The sequence below is a fragment of the Catenuloplanes indicus genome (assembly GCF_030813715.1).
In the GTDB taxonomy this organism is placed as follows: Bacteria; Actinomycetota; Actinomycetes; order Mycobacteriales; family Micromonosporaceae; genus Catenuloplanes; species Catenuloplanes indicus.
Map to the genome: position 1 here is coordinate 2214636 of NZ_JAUSUZ010000001.1, position 26888 is coordinate 2241523.

22 protein-coding genes are annotated in these 26888 nt (G+C 73.8%); 5 read left to right on the top strand and 17 right to left on the bottom strand.

The features are described 5' to 3' along the window. Position 1: 1 nt before the first annotated feature. The 7 genes from J2S42_RS10085 to J2S42_RS10115 are packed head-to-tail and all read right to left on the bottom strand — an operon-like array spanning position 2 to position 8791. Positions 2-1384, bottom strand: a complete 1383-nt coding sequence (locus J2S42_RS10085; RefSeq protein WP_307237873.1) for a PfkB family carbohydrate kinase — start codon at positions 1382-1384, stop codon at positions 2-4. Next, positions 1381-1980, bottom strand: coding sequence for a D-sedoheptulose-7-phosphate isomerase (locus tag J2S42_RS10090; protein ID WP_307248679.1), 600 nt, complete (start codon positions 1978-1980; stop codon positions 1381-1383). Before J2S42_RS10090 ends, J2S42_RS10085 begins: the two co-directional genes overlap by 4 nt. Continuing rightward, positions 1980-3179 carry a glycosyltransferase gene (locus J2S42_RS10095; protein ID WP_307237874.1) on the bottom strand — a complete coding sequence of 400 codons (1200 nt, stop codon included), beginning with the start codon at positions 3177-3179 and terminating at the stop codon, positions 1980-1982. Before J2S42_RS10095 ends, J2S42_RS10090 begins: the two co-directional genes overlap by 1 nt. After that, a complete protein-coding gene (locus tag J2S42_RS10100; RefSeq protein ID WP_307237876.1) occupies positions 3170-4102 on the bottom strand; it encodes a glycosyltransferase in 933 nt (310 codons plus the stop codon). The genes J2S42_RS10095 and J2S42_RS10100 overlap by 10 nt, the downstream gene beginning before the upstream one ends. Beyond that, a complete protein-coding gene (locus J2S42_RS10105; protein WP_307237878.1) occupies positions 4099-5871 on the bottom strand; it encodes an HAD-IIIA family hydrolase in 1773 nt (590 codons plus the stop codon). The genes J2S42_RS10100 and J2S42_RS10105 overlap by 4 nt, the downstream gene beginning before the upstream one ends. Beyond that, positions 5868-7151, bottom strand: coding sequence for a glycosyltransferase family 2 protein (locus J2S42_RS10110; protein ID WP_307237880.1), 1284 nt, complete (start codon positions 7149-7151; stop codon positions 5868-5870). Before J2S42_RS10110 ends, J2S42_RS10105 begins: the two co-directional genes overlap by 4 nt. Continuing rightward, positions 7148-8791: a carbamoyltransferase family protein gene (locus tag J2S42_RS10115; protein ID WP_307237882.1), complete on the bottom strand. Its 1644-nt coding sequence runs from the start codon at positions 8789-8791 to the stop codon at positions 7148-7150. The genes J2S42_RS10110 and J2S42_RS10115 overlap by 4 nt, the downstream gene beginning before the upstream one ends. Before the next feature lie 141 nt (positions 8792-8932). Here J2S42_RS10115 and J2S42_RS10120 point away from each other — a divergent pair, with 141 nt between their 5' ends. Further along, positions 8933-10339, top strand: a complete 1407-nt coding sequence (locus J2S42_RS10120) for an aldehyde dehydrogenase family protein (protein WP_307237884.1) — start codon at positions 8933-8935, stop codon at positions 10337-10339. Positions 10340-10494: 155 nt separating this feature from the next. Here the strand turns inward: J2S42_RS10120 and J2S42_RS10125 are convergent, their stop codons facing one another. Next, positions 10495-11469, bottom strand: a complete 975-nt coding sequence (locus tag J2S42_RS10125) for a DNA topoisomerase IB (protein ID WP_307237886.1) — start codon at positions 11467-11469, stop codon at positions 10495-10497. 87 nt (positions 11470-11556) lie between these two features. On the opposite strand from J2S42_RS10125, the gene J2S42_RS10130 reads away from it, so the two are divergent. After that, positions 11557-12030: an NUDIX domain-containing protein gene (locus J2S42_RS10130; protein WP_307237888.1), complete on the top strand. Its 474-nt coding sequence runs from the start codon at positions 11557-11559 to the stop codon at positions 12028-12030. Between the two features lie 37 nt (positions 12031-12067). Then, positions 12068-12589 carry an acyl-CoA thioesterase gene (locus J2S42_RS10135; protein ID WP_307237890.1) on the top strand — a complete coding sequence of 174 codons (522 nt, stop codon included), beginning with the start codon at positions 12068-12070 and terminating at the stop codon, positions 12587-12589. Between the two features lie 516 nt (positions 12590-13105). Here J2S42_RS10135 and J2S42_RS10140 read toward each other — a convergent pair. From J2S42_RS10140 to J2S42_RS10150, 3 genes are all read right to left on the bottom strand, one after another. Then, positions 13106-14149 (bottom strand): alpha/beta hydrolase, encoded by a 1044-nt coding sequence (locus tag J2S42_RS10140; RefSeq protein ID WP_307237892.1) that lies wholly within the window; start codon positions 14147-14149, stop codon positions 13106-13108. Positions 14150-14273: 124 nt separating this feature from the next. Continuing rightward, entirely contained in the window at positions 14274-15827 is a 1554-nt protein-coding gene (locus J2S42_RS10145) for a tetratricopeptide repeat-containing diguanylate cyclase (protein WP_307237894.1), read from the bottom strand. 125 nt (positions 15828-15952) lie between these two features. Continuing rightward, positions 15953-18193: a M4 family metallopeptidase gene (locus tag J2S42_RS10150; protein WP_307237896.1), complete on the bottom strand. Its 2241-nt coding sequence runs from the start codon at positions 18191-18193 to the stop codon at positions 15953-15955. A gap of 278 nt (positions 18194-18471) precedes the next feature. Between J2S42_RS10150 and J2S42_RS10155 the strand changes: the two genes are divergently transcribed. Both J2S42_RS10155 and J2S42_RS10160 read left to right on the top strand, forming a co-directional pair. Then, positions 18472-19092 carry a hypothetical protein gene (locus J2S42_RS10155; RefSeq protein WP_307237898.1) on the top strand — a complete coding sequence of 207 codons (621 nt, stop codon included), beginning with the start codon at positions 18472-18474 and terminating at the stop codon, positions 19090-19092. Next, a complete protein-coding gene (locus J2S42_RS10160; RefSeq protein ID WP_307237900.1) occupies positions 19043-20212 on the top strand; it encodes an ankyrin repeat domain-containing protein in 1170 nt (389 codons plus the stop codon). The genes J2S42_RS10155 and J2S42_RS10160 overlap by 50 nt, the downstream gene beginning before the upstream one ends. 232 nt (positions 20213-20444) lie before the next feature. On the opposite strand, the gene J2S42_RS10165 is transcribed toward J2S42_RS10160, so the two are convergent. The 6 genes from J2S42_RS10165 to J2S42_RS10190 all read right to left on the bottom strand — a co-directional run bounded on the left by J2S42_RS10165 (position 20445) and on the right by J2S42_RS10190 (position 26857). Next, positions 20445-21134 (bottom strand): magnesium and cobalt transport protein CorA, encoded by a 690-nt coding sequence (locus tag J2S42_RS10165; protein ID WP_307237902.1) that lies wholly within the window; start codon positions 21132-21134, stop codon positions 20445-20447. A gap of 245 nt (positions 21135-21379) precedes the next feature. Continuing rightward, positions 21380-23005 (bottom strand): RICIN domain-containing protein, encoded by a 1626-nt coding sequence (locus J2S42_RS10170; RefSeq protein ID WP_307237904.1) that lies wholly within the window; start codon positions 23003-23005, stop codon positions 21380-21382. 62 nt (positions 23006-23067) lie between these two features. After that, entirely contained in the window at positions 23068-23634 is a 567-nt protein-coding gene (locus tag J2S42_RS10175; RefSeq protein ID WP_307237906.1) for a GTP-binding protein, read from the bottom strand. An 18-nt stretch (positions 23635-23652) separates the two neighbouring features. Continuing rightward, a complete protein-coding gene (locus tag J2S42_RS10180) occupies positions 23653-24018 on the bottom strand; it encodes a DUF742 domain-containing protein (RefSeq protein ID WP_307237908.1) in 366 nt (121 codons plus the stop codon). Then, on the bottom strand, positions 24018-24422 hold the full coding sequence (locus tag J2S42_RS10185) for a roadblock/LC7 domain-containing protein (RefSeq protein ID WP_307237910.1): 405 nt from the start codon (positions 24420-24422) through the stop codon (positions 24018-24020). The genes J2S42_RS10180 and J2S42_RS10185 overlap by 1 nt, the downstream gene beginning before the upstream one ends. Further along, positions 24422-26857: a sensor histidine kinase gene (locus J2S42_RS10190; protein WP_307237912.1), complete on the bottom strand. Its 2436-nt coding sequence runs from the start codon at positions 26855-26857 to the stop codon at positions 24422-24424. Before J2S42_RS10190 ends, J2S42_RS10185 begins: the two co-directional genes overlap by 1 nt. Positions 26858-26888 lie beyond the last annotated feature (31 nt).

A 26888-nucleotide genomic window follows, 5' to 3' on the forward strand; every position in this document is an offset into this window, starting at 1 on the left:
TTCATCCCCTACTGAGCGCTGAGATCGTTTCGATGGTGGACGTGGTGGAGCGGCCGCTGAGGTACGGCACGATGACGGTCCGGCCGCCCCAGCGCCGGACCAGCGCGGACTCCGGCAGCTCGGCGTCGCCGGAGTAGTCGCCGCCCTTGACCCAGACGTCCGGCCGCAGCCAGGTGAGCACGGCCTCCGGCGTCGGCTCGTCGAAGATCACCACGGCGTCCACGCAGTCGAGCGCGGCCAGCAACGCGGCCCGGTCCTGCTGCGCGGTGAGCGGCCGGTCCGGGCCCTTGAGCGCGGACACGCTGGCGTCGGAGTTGAGGCAGACGATCAGGCAGTCGCCGAGTTTGCGGGCCGCGCGCAGCGTCGCCAGGTGACCGGCGTGCAGCAGGTCGAAGCAGCCACCGGTCGCGACGACCGTGCCGCCCCGGGCCCGCACCCGGTCCGCGATCGCGCCGGCGTCCGTCGTCCGCTCCGGCGGCACGGGCGCGATCGCTCCCGCGGCACCACCGGCCGCCACGTACGCGGACGCCGCGTTCACCGCCTCGCGGACCGCCTCGGAGACCAGCGCGCCGCGGGCCAGTGCCAGCGCGGCCGTGGACGCGAACCGGTCGCCCGCGCCGCAGGTGTCCCCGTCCGGCACGTCCGGCGCGGGCAGCACCAGCGGCGTCGAGCCACCGTGGCAGAGCACCGCACCGGCCGCGCCCACGGTCACCGCGACCGCACCGGCCCGCCAGTGCCGCTTCAGCGCGAACCCGGCCCGCTCCGCCGCGGCCAGCGCGGTCCCGCCGCCGGCGTCACCGGACATCGCGCGTGCCTCGGCCGCGTTCGGCGTGACCAGCCGCACGTTCGGCACCGGGGCCGGGCCGCGCGGATGCGGATCCCAGACGATCGGCGCGCGCGTCTGCTCCAGCGCCCTCCGCACGGCCGGCTGGCGGGCCACGCCCCGGCCGTAGTCGGAGACCAGAATCGCGGTGGCGCGGCCGATCACGTCCAGCGCGGCCCGCGGCGCGTCCGCCGGCACCGCGGGCTCGCCGCCCCGGTCCAGCCGGACCAGCACCTGCCCGTCGGCGCGCAGCCGGATCTTCTCCGGCGTGGGCACGGCCGACGGCAGCGCGTAAACCTCGATCCCGGCCGCGGTGAGCAGCTCGACCACCCGGGCCGCGGCCGGGTCCGACGCGAGCGCGGTGACCAGCGCGACGTCGATGCCGGTGCTGGCCGCGAGCAGCGCGGCCAGCCCGGCACCGCCCGGGCGGTCGGTGGTGGACTCCTCGTCCAGCACCGGCGCGGGCGCGTCCGGCGCGATCCGGCGCACGCTGCCGTCCACGTCCCGGTCCAGCAGCGTGTCACCCACGATGACCAGCAGATCCCGATTCTCGTCCGTCATCGGGCCAGCGCCTCCTCGAGAGCGTCCACGACCATGGGCAGCGCCAGGTCCACGTATTCGCAGAGCAGGTGCACCGAGACCAGGTGCAGCTCCTGCACGACCTGTGAGTCCGGGGACGGGCAGGCCAGCGTCTCGTCGCAGGCGCGGGACAGCGGGTTCGGTTTCTGGCCGGTCAGCGCCCAGGTGCGCACGCCCGCCTCCCGGGCCGCGTGCGCGGCCGCGACCAGGTTCGGGCTGCGCCCGCTGGTGGACATCAGCATCAGCACGTCGCCGGGGCGGCCGTGCGCGCGGACCTGGCGGGCGAAGACCTCCTCGTACCCGTAGTCGTTGCTGATCGCGGTGATCGCGGACGAGTCCGGCGTGAGCGCGATCGCGGACAGCGGCTGCCGTTCGTCACGCAGCCGCCCGACCAGCTCGGCCGCCAGGTGCTGGGCCTCGGCCGCACTGCCGCCGTTGCCGGCGACCAGCAGCCGCCCGCCGGTGCCGAGGTGGCGGGCCAGCAGCTCACCCCAGCGCGGCAGTGTCGCGGACGCGAGCGTGCGGAACTCGGGAAGCGCGGCCTGCAGGCCGCTCAGGTGGGTGTCCAGCGGATCCATCACGCGACCGCCTCTCGCACCCGCGCGACCGACGCGTAGACGTCCGCGATCCGGGCCGCGATCGCCGGCCAGCCGTAGACGCTCCGCGCCCGGTCGAGCGCGGCCGCGCCGTAGGAGATCCGGCGCACGTCGTCGCCGAGCAGCCGGCGCAGCGCGGCCGCGAGCGCGCCCGGATCGCGCGGCGGCACCAGCTCGCCGGTGACCCGGTCGACCACGGTGTCGGTGAGGCCGCCGACCGCGGTCGCCACCACCGGCACGCCGCACGCCATCGCCTCCAGCGGCGTCAAGCCGAACGGTTCGTACCAGGGCGCGGCCGCCAGCACGTCCGCGGACCGGTACCAGCGGGGCATCTCGGCCGGTGCGATCGCGCCGGTGAGCCGCACCCGGCCGGACACACCGGCAGCGCGGGCCAGTTCGTGCAGCCGGCGCGCGTACGGATCCGCCATCAGCCGGTCCCGGGCTGGGCCGCCCGCGATGACCAGCTCCGCGTCCGGCACCGAGGCCAGCGCGCGGATCAGCTCCGCGTAGCCCTTGCGCTCGACCAGCCGGCCGACCGTGAGGATCCGGGGGCGCTCGCCACGCGGCGCGGCCGGGCCGTCCGGCCGGAACCGCGTAGCGTCCACACCGGACGGGACGAGACTCGTCCGCTCCCGGGGCACGCCCATCGAGGCCAGCTCGTGCTCCTCGTCGCGGCACTGCACGATCACCCGGTCCACGACCCGGCCGAGCTGCCGTTCGTACGCGGTGCGGTGCGCCGGGCTGGTGTCCGCCGCGCCCTGGTGCCGGCGCTTCACCGTGCCGAGCGCGTGGTACGTCTGCACCACCGGCACCCCGCAGGCCCGGCTCGCGGTGACCGCGGCCAGCCCGCTCATCCAGAAGTGCGCGTGCGCCACGTCCGGCAGGCCGGTCGCCCGCCAGTCCGCGGCCATCCACTCCGCGAACGCGCCCATGTGCGGCAGCAGGTCGTCCTTGGGCAGCACGGACGGCGGCCCGGCGGGCACGTGCACCACCTCGAAACCGCGCACCGTCACCCGCTCCGGCGTGCCCGGGTCGTCGCGCCGGGTGTAGACGCGCACCTCGTGCCCCTGCCCGGCCAGCTCGGCCGCGAGCGCGGCCACGTGCGTGTTCTGGCCGCCCGCGTCCACCCCGCCGAGCGCGGCGAGCGGGCTGGCGTGTTCGGAGATCATCGCTACGCGCATGTGTGTTCCTCCAGGAGTCGGTCCCAGTCGGCGAGAAAGCGGTCCAGGCCGTACCGGGCCAGGGCGGATTGCCGTGCGGCCGCACCCATCCGGCGGGCGGCGTCGGGGTCGTCGATCAGCCACTGCGCGGCCTCGACCAGCGTGTCCACCCGGGTGGCGAGCACACCGGCGTCGGCCGGCACGGCCGCGACCGCCTCGGTGGTGGCCAGCGCGAGCACCGGCATGCCGATCTGCATCGCCTCGATCAGGCTCAGCCCGAGCGACGTCCACCGGCACAGGTGCAGGTAGGCCCGGCGGTGCGCGATCTGCTCGTGCATCGCGGCCTGCGGCGGGTCGTCGTGCGTGAACACCCGGTCCAGGCGCAGACCGGCCACGCCCATGCCGTAGACGTCCAGCGGCGCGACCGGCGTGAACCGGTGGTACAGGTCGGTGCCGGTCACCCGGTTCCGGCGCACCGGCTCGTTCGTGACCACGGCCAGGCGTTCCAGCTCGCCGGTCCAGCGCACGGCCGGTGGCACCACGCCGTGCTCGATCACGTGGGTACGGGTGCCGCCCGCGTCCCAGAACAGGTCGTTGAAGTGGGTGACGTGCACGATCGTGAGGTCGTCCCGGTCCGCCATCGGGTGCCGGGTGTCCGGCACGTTCCCCTTGGGCGTGTTGTGCTCCAGGAAGATCTTCGGCTTCCGGCCGAGGTGCGCGATCCGGTCCAGTTCCGCCGGGCGCTGCAGCACGATCACGTCCACGTCGTCCGGGCGCAGCGACGCGACGTCGACCTCCTCGACCGTCTCCGGCCACGGGAACGTGCGCGCCCGGCCCCGCCCCCACTCGTCCCGCGCGTCGTTGACCGGCACCAGGTAGCGGTGTTTCCCCTGGACGAACGCGGTCGCCCAGGAGCCGTGCACGTGCCAGAACAGAATGTTCACGCGGCCATCTCCCTGATCGTGTGATGCGGCATGAGCGTGCGCACGGCGGCCAGCACCTCGGCCGGCGTGATCGTGGACAGGCACGGGTGCCCGGCCACCGGGCAGCGCGTCGCCCGGGTGTCCCGGCAGGCCGCGGCCGCGTCGCCGAGCCGCACGTGCGGCACGCGATAGGGGCCCCACTGGCCGTACGGGACGGTCGGCGCGAACAGGCTGACCACCGGCGTGCCGACCGCGGCGGCCAGGTGCGCGGGCCCGGTGTTCGCGACCACGGCACAGCCGGCACCGGACAGCAGGCTGGCCAGACCGGCGAGGTCGGTCGGCTCCACCACGGTGGCCCCGGTGCCGGCCACGAACGCGGCCAGGTCGCGCTCCCCCGCCCCGCCGGTGATCCGCACGTCGTGGCCGTCCGCGACCAGCGCCGCGGTGATCTCCCGCATCACCTCGGGCGGGCAGGACCGGGCCGGCACGGACGCGCCGGGATGGACCACGACGTAGCCGCCCGGGGCCGGTCCGGTTCCGTCGCCGGCCGGGACGAGACGCGCGAGGCCTGGCTCACCGGCCGACCGCACGACGGCGGGCGTGGTGACCGGCCGTACGGTCGGCGACCCGGCAGCAGGCGTGGCGCTCGGCCGCGCGGGCACCGGCCCAGCGGCGGGAGCGGCACTCGGCCGTGCGGGTGACGATCCGGCGGCCGGTGACAACCCGGCGGCACTGGCGTTCGGGACGGCGACGCGCAGCGCGCCGTCGTCGTCCGGGGGCAGCGGGAAACCGGCGGCGGCCGCGATCGAGCGGGCCCGCTCCGGCTCCGGGACACCGGCCGGGACGCCGCGGTGCCGCACGTCCAGCAGCGAACCCGGGTAGTCCTCACTGATCGCGGTGATCCGGGTGACGCCGGCCGCGCGCAGCAGCAGGGCCAGCGGCAGCGCGTTCTGGTGGAACGACGTGAAGATCACGGCCTCGTCCGCGGCGATCGCGGTGAGCGTGGCGGTCAGGCCGGTGACCAGCGCGGCGTCGACCGGTTCCGGGTCCGGGACGATCCACGGCAGGCGGGCCTCGACGATCCGGCCGACGCCGGGCAGCAGCGCGGCCGCGTCCCGGCCGCGCGGGCCGCAGAGCAGCACGACCTCGTCCGCGTGCGCCGCGACCGCGCGGATCGCCGGGCCGGTGACCAGCACGTCGCCGGCCGAGTCCGCGCGTACCACCAGGACTTTTCCGGCTTTTCGAGTCTCCGTCGGGGTGACCGACGCGATCCGGTCCAGGATCAGCGCGGCCGCGGCCTCGATCGTGTCCGCGACCGCGGGCGCGGCCGCGATCTCCGGTGCGAGCGTGACCTCGGTCGGGATCAGCACGCCGGCGGCACCGGCGGCCGCGGCGGCCCGCATGTCCCGGCCGATGTCGCCGACCATCACGCAGCGTCGCGGGTCGGTGCCGAGCGCGGCCGCAGCGTCGACGATCATGCCGGGCGCGGGCTTGCGGCAGCGGCAGCCGGCCCGGTCGTCGTGCGGGCAGATCTGCCACGTGCCGAACGGCCCGAGCAGCTCCTCCACCCGCGCGTGCACGGCGTCCAGCTGCGCCCGGGTGAACCGCCCGCGGGCCAGCCCGGACTGGTTCGTCACCACACCCAGCCGCAGCCCGGCCGCACGCAGCCGGTCCAGCGCCGCACGGGCACCGGGCATCGGCCGCACCAGCTCCGGATCACCGTTGTACGGCACGTCCACCACGAGCGTGCCGTCCCGGTCGAACAGGACGGCGTCGTAAAGATCCGTCACCGCGCGCTCTCCAGCCGGTCGGCGCCGCGCCAGCGGGTCCAGCCGCGCAGCCACCAGGTGATCGCGACCGGCGGGATGGCCGCGCTGGTCAGCAGCATCGTGGTGATCTCGCGTGGGGTACGCGGGCCGGGCATGACGCGGGCCGCGGCGAACTCCGCGGTGCCGGCCGCCCAGAGCGCGCCGGTGAGCGCGGCCACGCGGGGGCGGCGGGCGGCGAGCGCGAGCAGCGTCAGCGCACCGGCCGCGGTCACGGCCGCGTGCCGGGCGCGGCGGCCCGGCGGAATATCCAGCAGATGCCGCCAGTCCGGTCCGTAGAGCCGGCGCAGCAGCGCGTCGTCCGCGTTGCCGCGCTGCTGGCGGACGCTGACCCAGCGATCCTCGGCGCGCACCGGGTGGGTCACCGTGCGACCGCCGCGGACCAGGTCCCAGCCGGCTTGCCGCACCCGGAACGCCAGTTCCGCGTCCTCCCGGAACGCGCGCGGCAACCGCTCGTCGAAACCCTGGCACACCTCCAGAACCGCACGCCGGTACGCCATGTCCGCCGTGATCCACTTGCCGTCCGCGAGCGCGGCGGTCCCGCGTTCCCAGTCGGTCGGCCGTCGGCCGGCCGGCAGCGGCACACGCAGCCTGCCCTGGACGCCGCCGGCCCGCGCGGGCGCCCCGGCGAGATCGCCGATCAGCGCGGCGAGCCAGCCCGGCTCCGGCACCACGTCGTCGTCCAGGAACGCCACCCATTCGTGGCTCGCCGCCCGCCAGCCCGCGTTCCGCGCCGCGGCCGGTCCGGCCCCGCGCCCGGCCAGCACCTTCGCGTCCAGCCCGGCGGGCAGCTCCAGCGGCTCGGCGGTGTCCGCCCGGTCGTCGACCACCAGGATCTCGACCGGCGTCGCAGAGCCGCCGGCGGAAGCACCCGGACCGGTGCGGCCGGCGGGCGGCGTCCGACCGGCGAGCACGGTCCGGCCGTGGAGTCCGGTCCGCTCCGGCGGCGGCGTGCGCCCGACGATGGCGGTCTTCCCCGCGCCGGACATCCCCTCGGCCACGGCAGCTGCCGCACCGGCCGCCGCGACGCTGCCGGCGCCCACAGCGCTCCCGGCGTCCGCGGACGCGTTCAAGCCCGCCGGGGCTTCGGCAGCCGCGGCGCCGCCGGTGGTTCCGGCGGGTGCGGGCGTCGTCCCGGGGACCGGGGCGGCCGCGTGCCCCGGAAGCTGGGTGGCCAGCGTGGACAGCAGCGTGGTGAGGGTGGGCCGGCCGAGCGTGGGGATGACGATGGAGATGCCGGTCATCGGGTGGTCCCGAACGCGGATGAGCGATGGACCGCGAACGGGCCCAGCGCCAGCAGATCGACCGGGGCGGAGCCGAAGAGTTCCATCGCCTCGCGCGGTGTGTCGACCATCGGGCGGCCGGCCGTGTTCAGCGAGGTGTTGATCACGACGGGCAGGCCGGTGAGGCGTTCGAACTCGGCCAGCATCTCGGCCACGCGCGGCTCGGTCTCGGTGTGCACGGTCTGCACCCGGGCGGTGCCGTCGACGTGCGTGACGGCCGGGATGCGGTCCTTCCACTCCGGCTTCACCCGGTGCACGAACAGCATGTACGGGCTGGGGTAGACGCCGTCGAAGATGTCCGCGAACCGCTCCGCGCGGACCATCGGCGCGATCGGCCGGAACTGCTCGCGGCCCTTCACGTCGTTCATCCGCGTCTGCGTCTCCGGGTCGCCGGGGTGGGCCAGCAGCGACCGGTGGCCGAGCGCGCGCGGGCCGTACTCGCTGCGGCCCTGGAACCAGGCGACGATGCCGTTGCCGGCCAGCACCCGCGCGGCCTCGGCCGCGATGGACTCCGGCCGGGTGTACGGCAGCGCGGCCCGGCGCAGCTCCGCCTCCAGCTCGTCGTCGGACCAGCCGCGGCCCAGGTCGGCGCCGGTGAACGGCGCCACCGGCCCGGACGGGCGGGCGATCGCGAGCGCGGCGCCGAGCGCGGTCCCGGCGTCACCGGCGGCCGGCTGCACCCAGACCCGCTGGAACGGGCCCTCCGCGGCGAGCCGCGCGTTGGCGACGCAGTTGAGCGCGGTGCCACCGGCCATGGTGAGCGTGGCCGGGCCGCCGGCCGCGTCGTACGTCCAGCGGGCCAGGTCGAGCAGCACCTCCTCGAGCCGGGCCTGCACGGTCGCGGCCAGGTCGGCGTGCTCCGCGGTCATCTCGCCGTCCGCGGTGCGCGCCTTGGCCAGCGCGTTCCAGTCGATCCGCTCGACCCGGAAGCCGCCCTCGCCGTCCGCGTGCACCAGCTCGCGGAACAGGCCGAGGTGGCGCGGCGTGCCGTAGGAGGCGAGCGCCATCACCTTGTACTCGTCGCTGGAGTGCAGGAAGCCCAGGTGCCGGGTGAGGTCCTCGTAGAGCAGGCCGAGCGAGTGCGGCAGCCGCTGCGCCGCGAGCGTGGTCAGCTCGCCGTCGCGATAGACACCGGCGAGGTGGCTGGCGCTCTCGCCGCGGCCGTCCAGCACCAGCACCGCGCTGTCCTCCGGCACGGAGAGCCCGGCGGAGGCGGCGTGCGCCACGTGGTGCGGCACGAAGCGCACCCGGTCCGGGTCGAGCCCGGGCAGCGCGGCGGCGAGGAACTGCGGCGCCCGGCGCGCGTAGTCGACGCGCAGGTGGTCCCACGGGTCGCGGAGGCCGAGGCTCTCCGCGTCCGTGGTCAGCGCGGGGTCGAAGGAGTAGGCGACGGCGTCGATGTCGCCCGGGGTCAGACCGGCCGACTCCAGACACCAGGCTGCGGAGAGTTCGGGCAGCTCCCAGGCGGAGAACGGGACCGGGCGCTTGCCGTGCTTGCGCCGGCTGAACCGCTCCTCCTCGGCGGCTGCGACCACGCGGCCGTCGACGATCAGGGCCGCGGCCGGATCATGGAAGATCGCATTGATTCCCAGGACTCGCATGAAGGGCCGGATTCCCTACAAGTGCCGGAGTATTCGCAAGATCACCGACTTCTCTGAAATTCCCTCTCCAGGGCCTCCACCTGCACTGATAGGTCTCAAACGGGGCGGTTTCAGGTAATTGCTCCTGGGAAAGCATGCGCGATGAATCTCGTGCGACAGCTCATCGCCGGAAGCTGGAGTGAGGGCGGCTCCGGCCGTACCGTGACCGTTTTTGATCCTTCGACCGGGGCGCCGGTCAGCACCGTGCCGGTCTCCTCGGACGCGGACGTGCTCGCCGCGGTGCGCGCCGCACGGCAGGCCGCGCCGGGCTGGGCGGGCACCTCCGCGGCGGGCCGGGCCGCCGCGCTGCGGGCCGCCGCGGACGCGGTGGAGCGCGCGACCGGCGAGCTCGCCGCGCTGATGCACGCGGAGATGGGCAAACCGGCCGGCGAGGCCGCCGGCTCGATCGAGGCCGGCGTGGGCACGCTGCGGCAGTACGCGGAGCTCGGCCCGGTGCACCGCGGCCGCGCGCTGGCCGGGGACGACGGCGCGATCGACCTGATGGCGTTCGGGCCGCGCGGCGTGGTCGCGGTGATCACGCCGTGGAACGATCCGGTCGCGGTCGCCTGCGGGCTGCTCGGCGCCGCGCTGGTCACCGGCAACACGGTCGTGCACAAGCCCAGCGAGCGTACGCCGGCGACCGGTCACCGGCTGGCCGAGCTGCTCGCGCCGCACCTCCCGGACGGCGTGCTGTCGCTGGTCAACGGCGACGGTCCGGTCGGTGCCGCGCTGGCCGCGGCGGAGGTGGACGTGGTCGCGCACGTCGGCTCCACCGCGACCGGCCGGTCGATCGCGGCCGCGTGCGCCCGGACCGGCGCGAAGGCGCTGCTGGAGAACGGCGGCAGCGACCCGCTGATCGTGGACGCCGGTGTCGACCCGGCCTGGGCCGCCGGGCAGGCCGCGACCGGCGCGTTCGCGAACTCCGGGCAGATCTGCGTCGCGGTCGAGCGGATCTACGTGCATCGGGAGGTGGCCGACGCGTTCCTGGACGCGCTGGCCGCCGAGGCGCGCGCGTGGGCCGCGAGGATCGGCCCGCTGGTCGACACGCGGCTCCGCGACGGCGTGCACGCGCAGGTCAGCGCCGCGATCGAGGCCGGCGCGCGGGCGCTGACCGGCGGCGCGGTGCCGGACGGGCCGGGCGCGTTCTACCCGCCGACCGTGCTGGCGGGGTGCACGGACGAGATGGCGGTGATGCGCGAGGAGACGTTCGGGCCGGTCGCGCCCGTGATGGTGGTCGAGTCGTTCGACGAGGCGCTGAAGCGGGCCGCGGACTCACCGTACGGGCTGGCCGCGACCGTGCTGACGCCGTCGATGTCGCACGCGCAGCGCGCCTGGCGGGAGCTCCCGGCCGGCACCGTCAAGGTCAACGCCGTCTTCGGCGGCGCTCCCGGCGGCGCGGCCCACCCGCGCAAGAGCAGCGGACACGGCTTCGGGTACGGCCCGGAGCTGCTCGACGAGATGACCGTGACCAAGGCCGTGCACATCGAGGCGCCGCCGTCCGGCTGGTGACGAACGCCCACGCCGAGGCGCCCTCCGCACGCCCGCCGAGGGCGCCTCGAGGTGGTGCGCGACCACCCGCGCAACAGACAGGGAGGCCGCCCGCGGCCGACCGGTGCCCGCGGGAGCGTGCGGGACTCGACCTCGCCGGAAGCGGGAAAATGATCCTAATGTTCGAGAAGTTCGCGCACCTCGCGCTCGCTGCCCGTCTTGATCTCGCCGCCGTTCTCGTAGTGCGCGACGATGCGCGGATCGACGTAGGAGGCGCGGGCCACCGCCGGGGTGTTGCCGAGCGCCTCCGCCACGTGTTTCATCGCGCGCGAGATCACCCGGCGCCGCTTCGCCCTGGTCGGCTGCTGACCGCTCTCGGCCAGTGCCGCCGCCGCCTCGACCGTGCCGTGCCAGGTGCGGAAGTCCTTCGCGGTCATCCGGCGCCGGCTGACCTCCCGCAGGTACGCGTTGATCGACTCGGCGGAGACCTCGACCCAGCGGCGCGCGTCCGGCTCCCAGTAGGCCAGCAGCCGCTCGTCGCCGTGCCGGCGCTTCTTCAACCGGGTCAGCACCGTGTTGACCAGGTGATCGGAGATCGTGACGCAGTGCTCGACGCCGGACTTGCCGGGGAAGCACAGCGTCGCCGCGCCGTTCTGGATGGTCAGATGGTCGGCCCGGAGCGTGGACAGCCCGAACGACGGGTCCTCGTCGCGCGCCGCGTACTGCTCGCCGCCGACCCGGAACAGCCCCAGGTCCAGCATGCGCACGCTCGCGGCCAGCACCCGCTCCCGGTTCAGCCCCTGGCCGCCGGTCAGGTCGCGGCGCACCTTGGCCCGCACGCCGGGCAGGTGCCGGGCCGCCTCCAGCACCCGGTCGAACTTCTTCGCGTCCCGCGCGGTCCGCCACTCGTCGTGGTACCGGTACTGCTTGCGCCCCGCGTCGTCGATGCCGGTGGCCTGCACGTGGCCGCGCGGATCCGTCGAGATCCACACGTCCTTCCAGGCCGGCGGGATGACCAGCGCCCGGATCCGGCGCAGCGTGTCCGGATCCCGGACCGGCCGGCCGCGCTCGTCCCGGTAGCTGAAACCGGTCCCCTGCCGCCTGCGGCTGATGCCCGGCCGGTCCAGCCGGCTGCGCCGGAGTCTGCTCATGGAGCCGCATTACCCCGGCAGAAGACGATCTCACCTGCCGGATGCCGCCGTCCCCCCGTCGTGAAGATCGGCAATTAGTCTGTGTCGATGACCGAGGACTTCACCGCCACGCTGCCGCGCAAACGGATGAGCGCGGGCCTGCTCCTCCCGGACGAGCGGGGCCGCGTCCTGCTGGTCGAGCCGACCTACAAGCCGTACTGGGAGATCCCCGGCGGCACGGTCGAGACCGGCGAGTCCCCGCACGCGGCCGCGGCCCGGGAGATCCACGAGGAGCTCGGCCTCACCGTCACACCCGGCCGGCTGCTGGTCACCGACTGGACGCCGCCGCGCCCCGGCCGGACCGAGGGCCTGCACCTGGTCTTCGACGGCGGTCTCCTCACCCCCGCGCAGATCGCCGCCGTCCGGGTCCCCGCGGACGAGCTGCGCAGCTGGGCCTGGAGCACCCCGGCCGAGGCCGCCACCCGCCTCTCGGCCCTGCTCGCCCGCCGGATCACCGCTGCGGCCCGGGCCCGCGCCGAAGGCACGTCGGTCTACCTGGAGAACGGATTCCCGGTCAGCTGAACTGAACTTCGGCACCGAAACGCTCGTCCTTCCCGGTATGCGAATGATGATCGACTGGCTGTGGGCAACCCGGCGTGGGCCGAAAACGCCGGCCTTCGGCCTGCACGACCCCGCGCGGAAGTCATTCCGGGTGCGGCCGAGCGACCTGGACATGGCCCGGCACATGAACAACAGCCGGTACCTCGCGTACATGGACCTGGGCCGCTTCGACCTGCTGCGTCGCTCCGGAGCGCTGGACGTGCTCAAGCCTCGCGGCTGGTACCCGATCGTCGCCGCCCAGACGATCAGCTTCCGCCGCTCACTGCTCCCCGGCGCCCGCTTCCTGCTGGAGACGACCATCCTCGGCTACGACGACCGCGCCGTCTACGTGGAGCAGCGTTTCCGCACCGGCGACGAGACCGCGGCCGTCGGCATCGTCGCCGCCCGCATCATGAAGCGCTCCGGCGGACAGGTGCCGCTCCTGGAGGTCGCCGCCGCACTGAACGTCGACATCAGCGACCGGCCAGCCCCGCAGTGGGTCCTCGACTGGGCCAGACAGAGCCGCGCCACCGTGAGCTGACCGTCGGCGAATCGTCCGGTCCGGGCAGGCGCCGGGACCGGGTGGTTCACCGATGGCCAGGATCGGCTCTATTTCTCGTCACCCCCACGCGGGTGTCCGAGGAGCGTGGGTACAACGCCGGTAAGAAGATTAAGGCAGGAAGCGGTTCATCGCTACCGAACCGCCGGGCTGGCGGACCAGGCGCCGGTGCGCGGTCAGGGCCGAGGGCTCCGGGGCGCGGCCCCGCGGGATTCACGGCCTGATCCGCAGATGGTGAGCCGTGCGTCGGTGACACCGGCTTCTGAAGTGGACCCACTTCGCTGGTGGATCCACTTCCGTACAACTGACTGATGGATCAGGCCATGCAGGCCACGCGGGCCGCAATCACGGCGACACTCCGTATCACTGGATTTCGGGCACTCTTTCAAGGTGCGGCAGTGAGGGCGCCCTACACATCGGAACGCCGACCCCTCGCGCACAGCCGCGAGGCGGCCCCCGTCGACTGTGGCGGCGACGGGGGCCGGGGCGGACGGATGTCTAGCGGCAGTCGAGCACCGCACGCGGGTGCGGGGCCCGGCGGACCGTGTGGTCGATCCAGGCCAGCGCGGTGGCGGTGGCGGACTGGGCGGAGCGGTGGAGCAGGATGGAGTGGCCGGTGTCGCGCTGGACCGTGGCGGAGAGCGGCGCCCGTGGATACAGCGCTTTCTCGCGGTGGCACAGGTCGGCCGGGGAACCGCAGGGCAGGCCGGTCAGCGGGTTGCAGAAGAGCAGGTCCTGGACGCCGATCTGGAGCAGCACCGGACGGCGGATGCGGCCGGTGTACGTCGGGTCGGCCAGGTTCTTCAGCGATGTCAGCTCGCCGGTCGTGCCGGTGGTGCGCAGGCGTTCGTCGAGTTCGGTCATCTGGCCGGTGACGCCGGGCGGGTGCAGGTAGGCGCGGCGGCGGAAGTTCGGCGCCTGGGTGAGGTAGCCGGGTGGCGAGCCCTCGGCCTGTTGCAGGTGGGCGCGGATCAGCAGCTGGGTGGGCACGTGCGTGCCGTGCAGGTAGCCGCTGAGCACCAGCGCGTCGACGTCGTCGTAGCGGTACGACTCGGCGGCCCAGATCAGCGAGCCGTACGAGTGGCCGACCGCGACGACGGTGCGGTACCGGTCCTTGCGCAGCCGCTGCACCAGCTGGTGGGCCACGTGCGCCTCGGTGTCCGCGTTCACGGCGTCCGCGGGTGGGCGGTCACTGCCGCCGACTCCTATTCGATCGATGTAGAGAACGGCATGTCCGGCGGCGAGCGCGGATTGGACATATGATCGCCGGCCCGGACTCGCCACGGTCCAGTAATGGTGATCGTAGGTGAATCCCGACATCAGAACCTGCACCACCGGGGTCGGCCGTTTCGGCGTGCAGAGCCACGTCATGATTCGGTAGCGAGGCGCCTCGCGCTCCGCGGTCAACGTGACCGTGACCTGGCGGCGTGCGCATTGTCCACTGTGCGCGGCCGCGGGCGTGCCCGCCGCGAGACCGCCGGCCGCGGTGATCGAGATCGCCGCGACAATGCGTGGAATTGACCGATAGAACAGTGCCATCATGAGGCTCATAATCGCCGGAAATTTGAGGTGAGAAAGTCTCATTCCGGCCTCATTCAGCCTTTGGGATCACCAAGTCGGTTTATCGACACCGATAGGGGTGATCGCGGGTACACAAAGGAGTGGGTCAGGCGACGACGCGGTCCCGGCCGGCGCGCTTCGCGGCGTAGAGGTGGCGGTCCGCCTCGGCCAGCAGCGCGGCCATCGTGGTGCGGCCGTCCACGGTGGTCGCGACGCCGATGCTGGTGGTGACCGGCAGCACGCCGGTCAGTGGCGCCCACGCGTGCGCACGCACCCGCCGCCGCAGCCGCTCCGCCCGCCGGCCCGCGGCCCCGGCCGGCGTACCCGGCATGACCAGCACGAACTCCTCGCCACCGAGCCGGGCCGCGAAGCCGGAGCCGGCGTCGGGACCGGACGCCGCCTCGGTCAGCAGCAGGGCGATCTGCTGGAGCACGGTGTCGCCGGTGGCGTGCGAGAGCGTGTCGTTGATCCGTTTGAAGTGATCAAGGTCGATCAACGCGATCGAGAGCGGCCCGGCGGCCGAGGCCAGCAGCGCGGGCAGCCGCTCGTCCACGTACCGCCGGTTGTAGAGGCCGGTCAGCGCGTCCCGGTGGGCCATCTCGCGGAAGTGCTCGGTGGCACGCCGGGCCTCGTCCGCCTCGAACAGCGCCTGCAGCGCGAACGCGCGGGCCTGCTGCCGTTCCCGGTAGAGCGCGGTGGACTCGGCGTGGAAGATCCGGTGCTCCTCGTACGCCTCGCGGAACCGGCCCGCGGCGGCGTACAGCGCGGCCTGTTCCTGCCGGGCCTGCGCACGCACGCCCGCGAGCCCGTTCGCGTCGCAGAGCGCGACCGCGTGGTCCAGCGCGACCTGCGCGTCGTCGTACCGGTCGTCCAGCCGGCGTGCCTCGGCCAGTGTGAGCAGGCATTCCGCGGTGCCGTCGCCGTCGTGGTCGGGCATCGCGCCGGTCAGCGCGCCGGCCAGCGTCTCCTCCACGGCCGCGTACCGACCGCTCATCATCTCCACGCGCGCGACCGTGTCGCGTTCCTTCGCCGCGAGCGGCTGGCCGTACCGCGCGCCGGCCTGGCGCAGCAGTTCGGCGAGCGCGATCGCCTCCGGTTCGTCGCCGGTCTCGTACGCGTTGTAGGCCATGTTGTTGAGCACGCGCAGTGTGAGCGCGTGGTCCCGGACCTCGGCCGCGATCTCCAGGATCGTGCGGTAGTACCGGTCGCTGTCCGCGAAGCGCCCGTTGTCGTCGAGCGAGACAGCCAGCATCATCAGGTGCTGCGCACGGGTGCCGGCCGGCACGCCCTCCAGCCCGGCGACGCACTGCACCGCGTGCCCGAGCGCGTCGGAGAACTCGCCGACCAGGCGGTGGAAGAGCGCCAGCTCGCGGTGGGCGCGGGCGCGCAGGAACGGGCGGTCGTGTTGCTCGGCCCAGGCCAGCACCTGCTGCGCCATCCGGCCGCCCTCGGCCAGCCGGCCGCCGCGGAGCAGCACGTCCGCGTGCAGCAGGATGGCGCGGCGGGCGGACTCCTCGTCGCCGAGTTGCTCGGCGACGCGGCGGGCCTCGATAGCGGGGCCGAGCACCGCGCGCGGGTCGACGACGGAGCGGCCCTCGTGGGCGTCGAGTACGGCGAGGAGCGTGTCGTCGGCCCGACGCGCCTCCGCCCCGATCGTCACCTGCGCCCGCTCCCATGATCGATCACACGCTCAGCTGCCGCAAGATTACAACAAGTGTTCACATCGCTGCGGAAACGGCCGGTAACCCGACAAGGGGTTACCGGCCGCTCATCCCGGAATAATGATCAGAGGGTCAGTGACCAGCGATTCAGCCGGCCGGTGTCGCCGTTGGCCGCGTCCCGGACCCGCAGCGTCCAGGTGCCGTTCGCGGTCTCCGCGGACAGGTTCACCGGGAACGTCGCCACGATGTCGTCCGTGCTGCCGCCGGTGCGGTCGTGCAGCACGTACGCGGTGCCGTCCGGCGCGAGCAGCGTGACGATCAGGTCACCCTTCCAGGTGTGCGTGATGTCCACGCCGACCTGCGCGGCCGTGGACGGCGTGGCCGCGCAGCCGCTGATCGCGATCCGGCTCTCCACCGTGCTGTTGTCCAGCACCGGCAGGCCGGCCACCACGGACGCGGAGCAGCCGGGCAGGACGCCGACGGTCAGGCTCAGCGTCGCGCTGCGCGCGACCGAGGGCGAGGTGCCGACGATCGTGATCGGGTACGTGCCGCTGCCCGCCGTGTCCGACACGTTCACCGTCACCTCGGCCGATCCGCCGGCCGGGACCGAGGCCGCGCTGAACGACACGGTGACGCCGGCCGGCAGCGCACCGGCGGAGAGGACGACCTCCTCCGGCGTACCCGCGACGTCCGTGGTGTTGATCGTCGTGGTGGCGGAGCCGCCCGGGTCGGCGGTGACCGCGGCCGGGTCCAGCGCGACCGTGAAGTTGTTCGTCACGCAGTTGTCCGCGTCCGGCCCGGCCACGTTGACCGAGGTCCAGGCCGCCTGCACGGCCCGGTACTCGGTGCCGCAGAAGCCGTAGAGGTCCGCGGCCGCGGAGAGCGTGTACGCCCGCGCGGTGTTCGACGGCGTGGCCGGGTTGACGTACCGCGTGTTGGACACGAAGTAGACGTCGAGCGCGCGGAACCAGATCTGCTCCGCCTTGGTACGCCCGATGCCGGTCACCGCGGGCGCGGAGCCGCACACCGGCGACGTGCCGTACGGCGTGACGCCGCTGCCCTCGGCCAGGTTGAAGTAGAAGTGGTTCGCCACGCCGGACGAGTAGTGCACGTTGATGCCCGCGGTGCCGGTCGACCAGCAGCCGTGCGAGGCGCCGTCCAGCGGCGGGTTGTACATGTACCGCAGCGGCGTGCCGTTGCCCCGGATGTCGACCATCTCGCCGATGTCGTAGTCGCCCGGGTCGCCCGGCGTGTTCGCGTAGAACTCCACCATGTTGCCGAAGATGTCGCTGGTCGCCTCGTTCAGGCCGCCGGACTCACCGGCATAGGTGAGGTCGCCGGGCACCACGTTCTCCGTCACGCCGTGCGACATCTCGTGGCCGGCCACGTCCAGCGAGACCAGCGGGCGCGCGTTGCCCTGGCCGTCGCCGTAGATCATCTGCTGGCCGTCCCAGCCCGCGTTCGCGTAGTTGTTCCCGTAGTGCACGAGCGAGGGCACGCCGCGGCCGTCGCCGAAGATGCCGTTGCGGCCGTGCACCTCCAGGAAGTAGTCGAACGTGGTGGCCGCGCCGATGTGCGCGTCCACGCCCGCGGACTGCCGGTTCGACTGGGTGCCGTCGCCCCAGACGTTGTCCGCGTCGGTGAACGTCACGCACGTACCGCCGGTGGTGTTGTTCATGTCGCAGGTCCGGCCGTTGCCCCGCTCCGGGTCGATCATGCTGAACGTGGACCCGGACTGCGTGGTGTCGATCTCCACCTCGCCCGAGTAGACGCCGTGTCCCTCGCCGGTCACGGTCTTGAACTCGTCGAACGAGCGGATCCCGGCGCCGGTGCGGGCATCCGTGATCACGTGCAGCCGGGACGGCGTCTGGCCGTCCGCGCCGAATCCGGTCAGCACGGTCTCCCAGGCCAGCCGCCCGGTGCCGTCGCTGGCGTCGACGAACAGCTCCGGCGCCGCGGTCTCGCGGACCGTGCCCTCGAACGCGTCGATCGCGGCCTGCTTCGCCCGCCCCGCGGTCACCGCCGGCGTGGTACCGAGCGTGAGCGGCGCGGCCAGGCCCGCGGAACTGCCGGTGTAGTCGCCGCGCGCGTCGGTCCGGATTATCACATCGCCGCCGGAGACGCGCAGGCCGGCGTAGGTGCGGGTGTACCGGACGACCGCGCCGCCGGTCCGGTCGGTCTTGCTGCTGTAGACCGTGTAACGGTCCCGCGCCGACCCCTTGATCGCGGCGGCGTGCGTGACGAGCGCGCGGGACGCGCCGGCGGACGGATCGGGTGCGGGGGCGGCGGACGCGCTCGTGGCGACGACCGCGAGACCGCTGCCGGCCAGCAGGGTGACGCCGGCCAGCGCGAGGGCTGATCTCAATGTGCCTCCTCGGTCAGAACATCGATGGCTCTGATCATCAGGCGGCGCAAAGGCGTGCGGAACACGCTCTCCCGGCTTTATTCATACCGATCACGTCATACCGCCACCACGCTTGACATGACGGAAACGAGAGAGTGGTCATTTAGAAACTTCGATGTATCGTTTCAAGGTTCCCCGGAGAAAGGCAGTCCCCACATGGCTCCCGACGTCACCGCCGCGCGTACGCCCACGCGCACGGCCTCCACACCGGCCCGCCGCCGCTGTCCGGCGGTCTCGGCGTGCGCGTCGACAACCGTGGCGACACCTCGCAGTGGACCCGCAACGTGCGGCTGGACAGCGCGTACGTCTCCGGTGCCGCCTCGCACGCGGTGGAGACCTACGGCGTGGACGGCCTCACCGCCGGCTCCGTCACCGCCCGCAACGTCGGCGAGTCGGGCCTGCTGCTCAACCAGACGATCAACGCGACGGTCGGCACGGTGGACGCGGAGAACGCCGGCACCGGCACCGGTTACGCCGCGTTCCGGATGGCCAACCGCAACGGCCGGGTCGGCAGTTCCTACCCCGACAACATCAGGGTGGGTACGGTCAAGCCGCGCGGCGGCGGCCGCGGCGTCTTCTGCGTGCCGGGTGCGGCCGCTCCGCGTCCAGCGGCCGGGCGCCGGCGGCACCGCTTCCGCTACGCTCCGGCCGCGCGACGGCGTTGCCCCGATGCCGTGCCGCACCGCGAGAACCGCGCGCCACCCACCCGCGGCCACCCCGCACGTCCCGGCACGCCGCACCCCCGCCACCGCGCCGCACGTCGCGGCGCCGCATACCGCGCCACACGCCGTGGCGCCGATCGGAGACGACATGGGTCAGGATGCCGACCAGCGGCTGGTCGAGGCGGTCCACCGCGATGACGGGGCCGCCGTCGAGAAGGCGCTCGCGGACGGCGCCGACCCGGATGCCGGGTATGACCGGTTCCGGTCATCGGTGCTGGCCGTGGCCGCCCACCGCGGGAACGGCGAGATCGTCGACCGGCTGCTGCGGGCGGGTGCCCGCGTCGAGGCGATCCGGCCGCGCGGTGCGACGCCGCTGCGCGTCGCCGTGGCATACGGGCTTGCGGACATCGTGCGCTCTCTCCTACGGCACGGCGCGCTCACGGTGGAGCCGGCCGGCCGTGGAAGCGTGCTCACCACGGCCGTGTCCGTCACGTCGCACCGGTCCGGGCCGGCGCACCTGGCGGTGCTGCGGCTGCTGCTGGAGGCGGGGGCGGCGCCGGCACCGGGCGAGGAGGAGCCGCTGCTCACCGCGGTGATGCTGCCGCACGTACCGCCGGCGGTACTGCGCCTGCTCCTCGCACACGGCGCGAATCCGGACCAGCGGCGTTCCGACGGCGCACCGGCGATCGTCGTCGCCGCCCGCCGCGGCGACCACGCCCAGGTGGACGTGCTGCTGACGGCCGGAGCCGCGGTGGACGCCCGGGACCGGCACGGCCGGACCGCGCTGATGCACGCAGCCGAGCGCGGCGAGCAGCGCGTCGTCGCCACGCTGCTGCTCGCCGGCGCCGACCCCGGCGCGACCGGCCCGGACGGCACGACCGCGCCGCACCTGACCCGCGGCTGGCCGGAGCCGCACGAAGGCATCAAGCCGGGTGGACCCCGGAACGCGTGGGACGAGGTCCCGGTCGTCCGCAGCGCGGTCCGCGTCACGCCGGCCGGCGTCCGCCTCGACGCGGACCAGCGCCTGTTCCGGCTGCTGGCCGACGTCATCGGCCGCGCCGTGGCGAGCCTCGGCGACGAGGAGTGGACGGTGCGGACCGGCATGGACGCGGACCTGGCCAGGGCGTTCGCCACGCGACTGCGCGACGGGGGCATTCCCTCCGCCGACCGGGCCTGGCACCGGCTGGACATCACCGCGGACGAGCACGCGACGATACACAGCGCACTCGACGCGCTCGCGCACGGCCGGGCGGACGTCCCGGACCGGCTGGAGCTCGTCGACCTGCTCGACGAGCTGCGGCGGCAGCACCGCCGGTAGTCCGCGCCGACGGCGCGGAACGTCCCGTGCCGGGCGTGCCGGAGCAGGCCGGCCGCCCCGGGCGACCGCAACACGCACACGCACGCGAACCGGGTGTTCGGCACGCCCGGCGCCTACCCGGCCGCGCCGGACGTGACCGCGGAGCCGGCCGGCGGCCGGGCACCGCGACCGCGAGCACGGCGTCCGGCCTGCCGCGCCGCCGGTGCGGCGCGGCAGGGTGGTGGACGGCGCGTCAGCGGAACAGGCCGACCAGGGCCTTCTTCAGCGAGTTGTCGTGCCGGTCGCCGGCCCACAGCGCGGTGTCCAGCGCCCGGCCCTCGCGGCGGGCCTGCGAGCAGTACGCCAGCACGTCGTCCGCGGCCGGCAGGTCCGTGATGGCCAGCGCCGCGTGTGCCCGGTGGTGGTAGGCGGCCTCCTCGGCGTCGCGGACCGCGACCCGGCCGTCGTCGCCGTGCCGGGCCGCGATCGCCACCCGGCGGCCGAACAGCGGCACCAGCAGTACGCCGCCCGGGCCCGAGTGCGGGATCATGACCTCGGTGTTCGCCCTGGCCAGTGCGTCCGCGACGGCGCGCTCGTAGTGCGGCGCGACCGCGGCCTGAGCCTGGCGGGGGTCGAGCTTCGACAGCACGTCCGGCTGGACCGCGGAGGGCAGCGAGCCGAACAGCGCGCTGGACACCGGGCCGGGCAGCCGGTCGACGATCGCGACGAGCCGGTCCTCCGGCAGCGTGCGCAGCGCCGCCGCCGCGGACTCCGGCGGCACCTTCCCGGCCAGGCCGACCAGCTGGGCGTCGGACAGCATGCCGACGACCCGGTCGCGATAGTCGCCGGCCATCGCGGGCAGCAGACGCGCCAGGTCCGCCGGGGTCAGCTCCTTGACCACCACCGGCAGCCGGTCCGGCGGCATGCCTTTCATCAACGTCACGCCGTTCGCCGGCGGAGAATTCCGGATCATGACTATCAGCTGGTTAACGGGCATCATCCCGCCCATCAGCATGGTGCTCTCCCTGTGGTCGCCCAGCCGCCGAGACAGGCCGTGGAGGACCTGCTTACCTTTTGCTCAGGACTGGATAGCACGACCAGGTTACGAGCGCCATCGCCGAACGGCGCTGATCACACCTCGTTCGACCAGCAGCGGCGGCCCGGCCGTCGCCGGGCCGCCACGCTGTGTCATTTCTTGACGGTCCAGGACTGCTTGTCGTGGTGGACGCACCACCAGATGACGACCGGCAGGCCGGCCTCGCTCTGGTTCAGGTCCAGGCAGTAGTTGCTGTCCAGTCCGGTGTAGAGCGTGTTGTCCGCGATCGTCCACTGCTGCGCCGCCGTACCGTTGCAGTTGGCGGTCTGGACCTTGACGTTGTTGTCGACCTTGGCCCACGCCACGTCCAGGCAGAGACCGGTCACGTACGACCGGATCGTGCCGTCCGAGCGGACGTCCCACCGCTGTGCGGCGCGCGACGTCGGGTTGCAGTCCGTGACCGTCATGATCACGCCGTCGGTGGCCGCGCCGGCGTCGACGCACTTGCCGGTCTTCCAGTGGGTGATCTGCTGACCGGGCAGCACCGGCGGCTTCGGCGCGGCCGTGGTGCCCTGCGGCGCCGGTGCGACCGGTGCGGGCGCGGCGGCCTGGGCGGGCGTGCCCGGCGTCGGGCTGGGCGTCGCGGACGGCGTCGCCTTCGCACTCGGCGACGCGCTCGCGGACGGCGAACCGGCGACCGGGGACGGCGCCACCGGCGTGCCGAGGCGCGAGTCGAGCCGGTAGTACTCGGTGTAGTCGGTGACCTTCTTCAGGAACGCGCGGGTCATCACGTCCGGCAGGCCACCGGCCCGGCGTACCGTGTCCGGCCCGGCGTGGAACGCGGCGAGCGCGGCCGCATACGGGTCGCCCTCCAGCCCGTCGAGTTCGTCGGTCAGCGCGCACAGCACCCGGCCGAGCGCCGGGATGGCGGAGCCGGGCTCCCACGCGGACGCGCCGGCCGGTGCGTACCGCGTCCAGACGTCCGTGCGGAACTGCGCCACGCCCTGGCGGCCGGCCTCGCCCAGCTTGCCCTCGTCGAACGCGGACGCGGCCATCAGCTCGGCCGCCACCGCGGCCGGCGTCACCTCCGGGCAGACCCGGCCGGCCTCGGCGACCAGCGCGACGTACGCATCCGGCAGCGGCTGCGCCTCCGGGACGTCCCCCGCCACCGTGTCCACCACCTCGACCGCGCCGGCGCCGCCGAACTGCGGCAGGTCCGCGTAGTAGGCCGCGTACCCGGCCGACTCGTCGACGTAGAGCTGCGCGGACTCGGGCACGCCACCGGCCTTGGTCACCGCGTCCAGCCCCAGGTGGTACGCCGCGAGCGAGAGCCGCCACGGGTCGCCCTGCACACCGGCCTGCCGCAGCTCACCGCTGAGCCCGCACATCCGGTGGGCCAGCGCGAGCGCACCGGCCGTGGTGTCGGTGCGCGGCGCGCCAGGCCACGGCGCCCACTTCTTCCAGTCCTCGTCGGTCAGGCCGGCCAGGCCGGAACCGCCCGAGGCGGTGCCGGTCGCGGTGGAGTCGAAGCCGGACTCGGCCATCAGCTGCCCGGCGATCCGGTGCGAGCCGAGCATCGGGCAGGAGTGCGCCGCGCGGAGGATCGCCGAGAGCTGCACGTCCGAGACGGCATTTCCGGTGATCTTCTCGTCGTCCGCGCGGGCCACCCCCCAGCCGAGGACCGCGGCGGTCAGGACCACGATCGCCAGGGCCGTGCACATGGCCGCGGTGATCCGCCCGGATCTGTCCGCCGGAAGCCGGAGACTGATGTTCGGCACGACTCGCACCCTTCTACCCGCCGGAGTTCGCCGAACTAAGACGTACGCCGGCGGGGATCAGTTCAACGCGCGGCCGAGGTTCCCGCCGGCAGCCGGGTCATCGCGTGCTTGACCAGCGCGATCAGTGCCTGCTTGCTGGACTGCCGGTCCCGTGCGTCGCACCAGACCAGCGGCACGGACGGGTTGAGCTTGAGCGCGCCGCGGATCTCGTCCTCGGTGTACGGGCACTCGCCGAAGAACATGTTGACCGCGGCCACGAACGGAATGCGGCGCCGCTCGAAGTAGTCGATCGCCGGGAAGCTCGCGTCCAGCCGGCGCGTGTCGACCAGCACGATCGCGCCGATCGCGCCGACCGCCAGCTCGTCCCAGATGAACCAGAACCGGTCCTGGCCGGGCGTGCCGAAGAGGTAGAGCACCACGTCCGAGTTGACCGTGATCCGGCCGAAGTCGAGCGCGACCGTGGTCTTGGACTTGTCCTCGATGCCGGTCAGGTCGTCGACGCCCTCGCTCGGCGCGGTCAGCACCTCCTCCGTGGTCAGCGGCGCGATCTCGCTGACCGAGCCGACGAGCGTGGTCTTCCCGGTGCCGAACCCGCCCGCGACCACCACCTTGACCGATTTGCGATTCACGAAGCAGAGTCCTTTGTACTAGAGGCGCTGGAGTCGATCGAGAATGGTTTCCAGGAGCCGGTAGTCGGCCACGGTGCGCTCGGCGGGATCGCCCAGTGCCAGGAAGCCGCGCTCCAGTAGCACGTCCACCAGCAGCTTGACGACGGTGAGCTGCTTGTTCAGGTACGCGGCGAGCTCGGCGACGGAGATCCAGCCGGAACAGCAGGCGATGATCTCGCGGTACTCCGGCTCCAGCGCCGACGTGTCCACCGGCAGCGCGGTGACCTGGGTGGCGAGGTTCAGGCTGGTGTTGCGCGGCGTGGTGCGCCCGTTGACGAGCATGTAGAGCGGGACCAGCCGGCCACCGGGCTCGCCGTCGTCTCCGTACCAGGTCTCGTCCGGCATTAGGCGGCTCCCTGCGGCACGCGAAGTGTGGTCCCCAGGTACTGACCGATGCGGGTGACCAGGCGGCCCATCTCGTAGGCGACCGTGCCCATGTCGACGTCCTGGCCGCAGAGCACCGCGAGGCGCGCGTGCGGGCCGGCCGCCGCGACGAACAGCGTGTGCCCCTGGTACTCCACGATCACCTGACCGACCGGGCCGCTCTCGAACCGCCGGCCGGTCCCGGCCGCCACGCTGTGCAGCGAGGATGCGCCGGCCGCGAGCAGCTCCGCGGCGTCCTGCTGCAGCGCCGTGGACTTCTGGATGATCAGGCCGTCCGCGCTCAGGACCACCGCGTGATGCACGTCGGGGACCTGCACCAGCTCGTCGAGCATCCAGGTGAGATCGTTCTGCGATGTCGGGTCCATCAGGCTTTCCTGTCTCCGTCGGTACGAGGTCCGTCCCCCTCGTCGGCGGCGCGGCCGGCCTTCCAGCCTCGCTGGTACTGCGAGAGGCGGGAACGGGCCTGCTCCGGCGAGCGGGTGGTATCCGGTGCCTGCGGCTCCGGCGCGGGGCCCGGCGGCTCGTCACGCAGCTGCTGCGCGAGGTGCTCCTGCGGGCGGCGGACCGGCAGCGGCGGGCGGGACGCGGGCCGGGGCGTCGGCGGTGCGTGCGTGGGTGCGATCGTCTGACCTCCTACGGCGGGGATCCCGTCCTTGATCGCCGGCATCTCGGCGGTGGGGTACGAGTCGTCCATCGGCGGTTCCGCCACGGCCACCGGGGCGGCCGTGGTCGCGGGGGTCTGCGGTGCCGGCGGCTCCGGTGCGCGCCGCGGCACGGCCGGTGGCACGGCCGCCGGCGGCGTCATCCGCTCGCGCGGGCTCGGCGGGGTCGCGGCCGCGTCCGGCGCGGTCAGGATCAGCCGGGTGGGCAGCAGCACGATCGCCATCAGGCCGCCGTACGCGCTGGTCCGCAGCGACACCTGGATGCCGCCGCGCTTGGCCAGCTCCGCGACGACCCAGAGGCCGACCTGCGCGCCGTCCCGCAGCGCGGTCACGTCCGGCGTGGGCGCGTCGGCGAGCAGCGCGTTCGCCTTCTCCAGCGCGTCGTGCGGCATGCCGACGCCGGCGTCCTCGATCTCGATGACCACGCCGTGGCTGGCCTGGCCGCAGCTGATGAAGACCTCGGACTCCGGCGGTGAGAACGTCAGCGCGTTGTCCAGCAGCTCGGCCAGCAGGTGCGTGGTGCCCGCGACCGCGGCCGCGGCCAGCGACAGGTCCGGCGTGTTCCGCAGCGTGACCCGGCGGTACTTCTGCGTCTCCGCGATCGCGCCGAGCAGCACCCGGCGCAGCGGCACCGGCTTGTGGAAACGGCGGCCGATCTGCCCACCGGCGAGGATGACCAGGTTCTCCAGGAAGCGCCGGGTCTGCGCGAGCTGGTGGTTGACGTCGAACAGCTCGGCCAGCACGTCCTCGTCGCCGAGCTTGTTCTGCAGCTCCTCGATGGTGCGCAGGCCGCGCTGCAACGGGCGCTGCGGGCGGCGGGCGACACCCATCAGCATCGCGGTACCGGCGGCCCGGGTCGCGGCCTCGTCGACGGCCGCGCCGACCGCGACGCTCAGCGAGCGGTTCAGCACGTCCGCGAGCCGGCCGATCTCGTCCTGGCCGTAGTCGCGGGTGGCCAGCTCGACCCGGGTGTCCACCTTCTCCCGGCGGCGCAGCCGGTCCATCATCTCCGGCAGCCGCTTGTCCACCATCGTGGCCGCGTCCGCACCGAGCTGTTCCAGGCGGACGGAGAGCGCGCGGTCGACCAGGATCCGGGACTGGCGGACGGCCCAGACGATCGCGGCGATCGCGACCGCGATCGCCGCGAGGCCGACCAGCAGCGCGTAGAGCAACGTGGCGTTCGCGGCGTCGAGCGTGCGCTTGGAGACCGCGTCGGCCTGCGTGATCGACAGCTCCAGCAGCGCGTCGGAGACCGCGACGCTGGATGCCTCCCAGGACGCCGCGTCGACGTTCAGCCCGGTCGGTGGCGTGGTGCCCCACGGACCGGCCGCGATCAGCTCGTTCTCCGCGGCGATCAGGCGGGACCAGGCGTCGCTCTTCAGCAGCGCCTCGTACCGCTCGGCGGCGGCCGGCTCCAGCGACTCGGAGACCTCGTCCAGCTCACCGTGGTACGCGCCGATCAGGCCGGCGAACGTGCGGTGTTCCTCCGCCGTGAGCGACTTCGCGCCGTACGCACTGACGATCACCGAGGCCGAGCGGGACATCAGGTCGGAGACGCGGAACGCCTCGGTCGCGGTGTTGCCGCCGATCGCGCCGTCCTTTGACGGCACCACCCGGGACTGCTCGTCGAAGAGCGAGGTCGCCGCGTCCAGGATGCCGTCGTAGAACTCCGCGACCTTCTCCCGCGACGTGGCCCGGTAGTCGATCGCGCCGCGCTGCTGCGGCAGCTGGTCCAGCCGGGCCACCAGGTCGTCCCACCGCGTGGTGATCGAGTTCGGCGCGGCGGCGAGCGCGCCCTCGGCGGTCGCGCGCAGTTCGCCGACCGCGGCGTCGGTGCGGGCCCGCTGCTCCTGCAGCTCCTGCGCGGCGGCGCCGGACTGGGCCGCGAAGTCGATGCTCAGGCGGCGTTCCCGCTGCACGTCCGCGAGCGCGGTGGCGGCCGGGATGGACACCTCGCGCACGCTGGTCGCGACCGCGCGGGTGTAGTACCCGTTGAACACCAGGTATCCGGCGACGACGAGCGCCAGGATCAGCGCCACGACGCTGGGGATGAGGACGAGCCGGATGACCCGCCGGCTGATCGACTGCTGTCGTCCGCCCTTCGCCTGCGCGGCGCGGGGATCGGGTCGCTTCGTCACGATGCTTCGAGGTTCCTGACCGAGTGCGGGC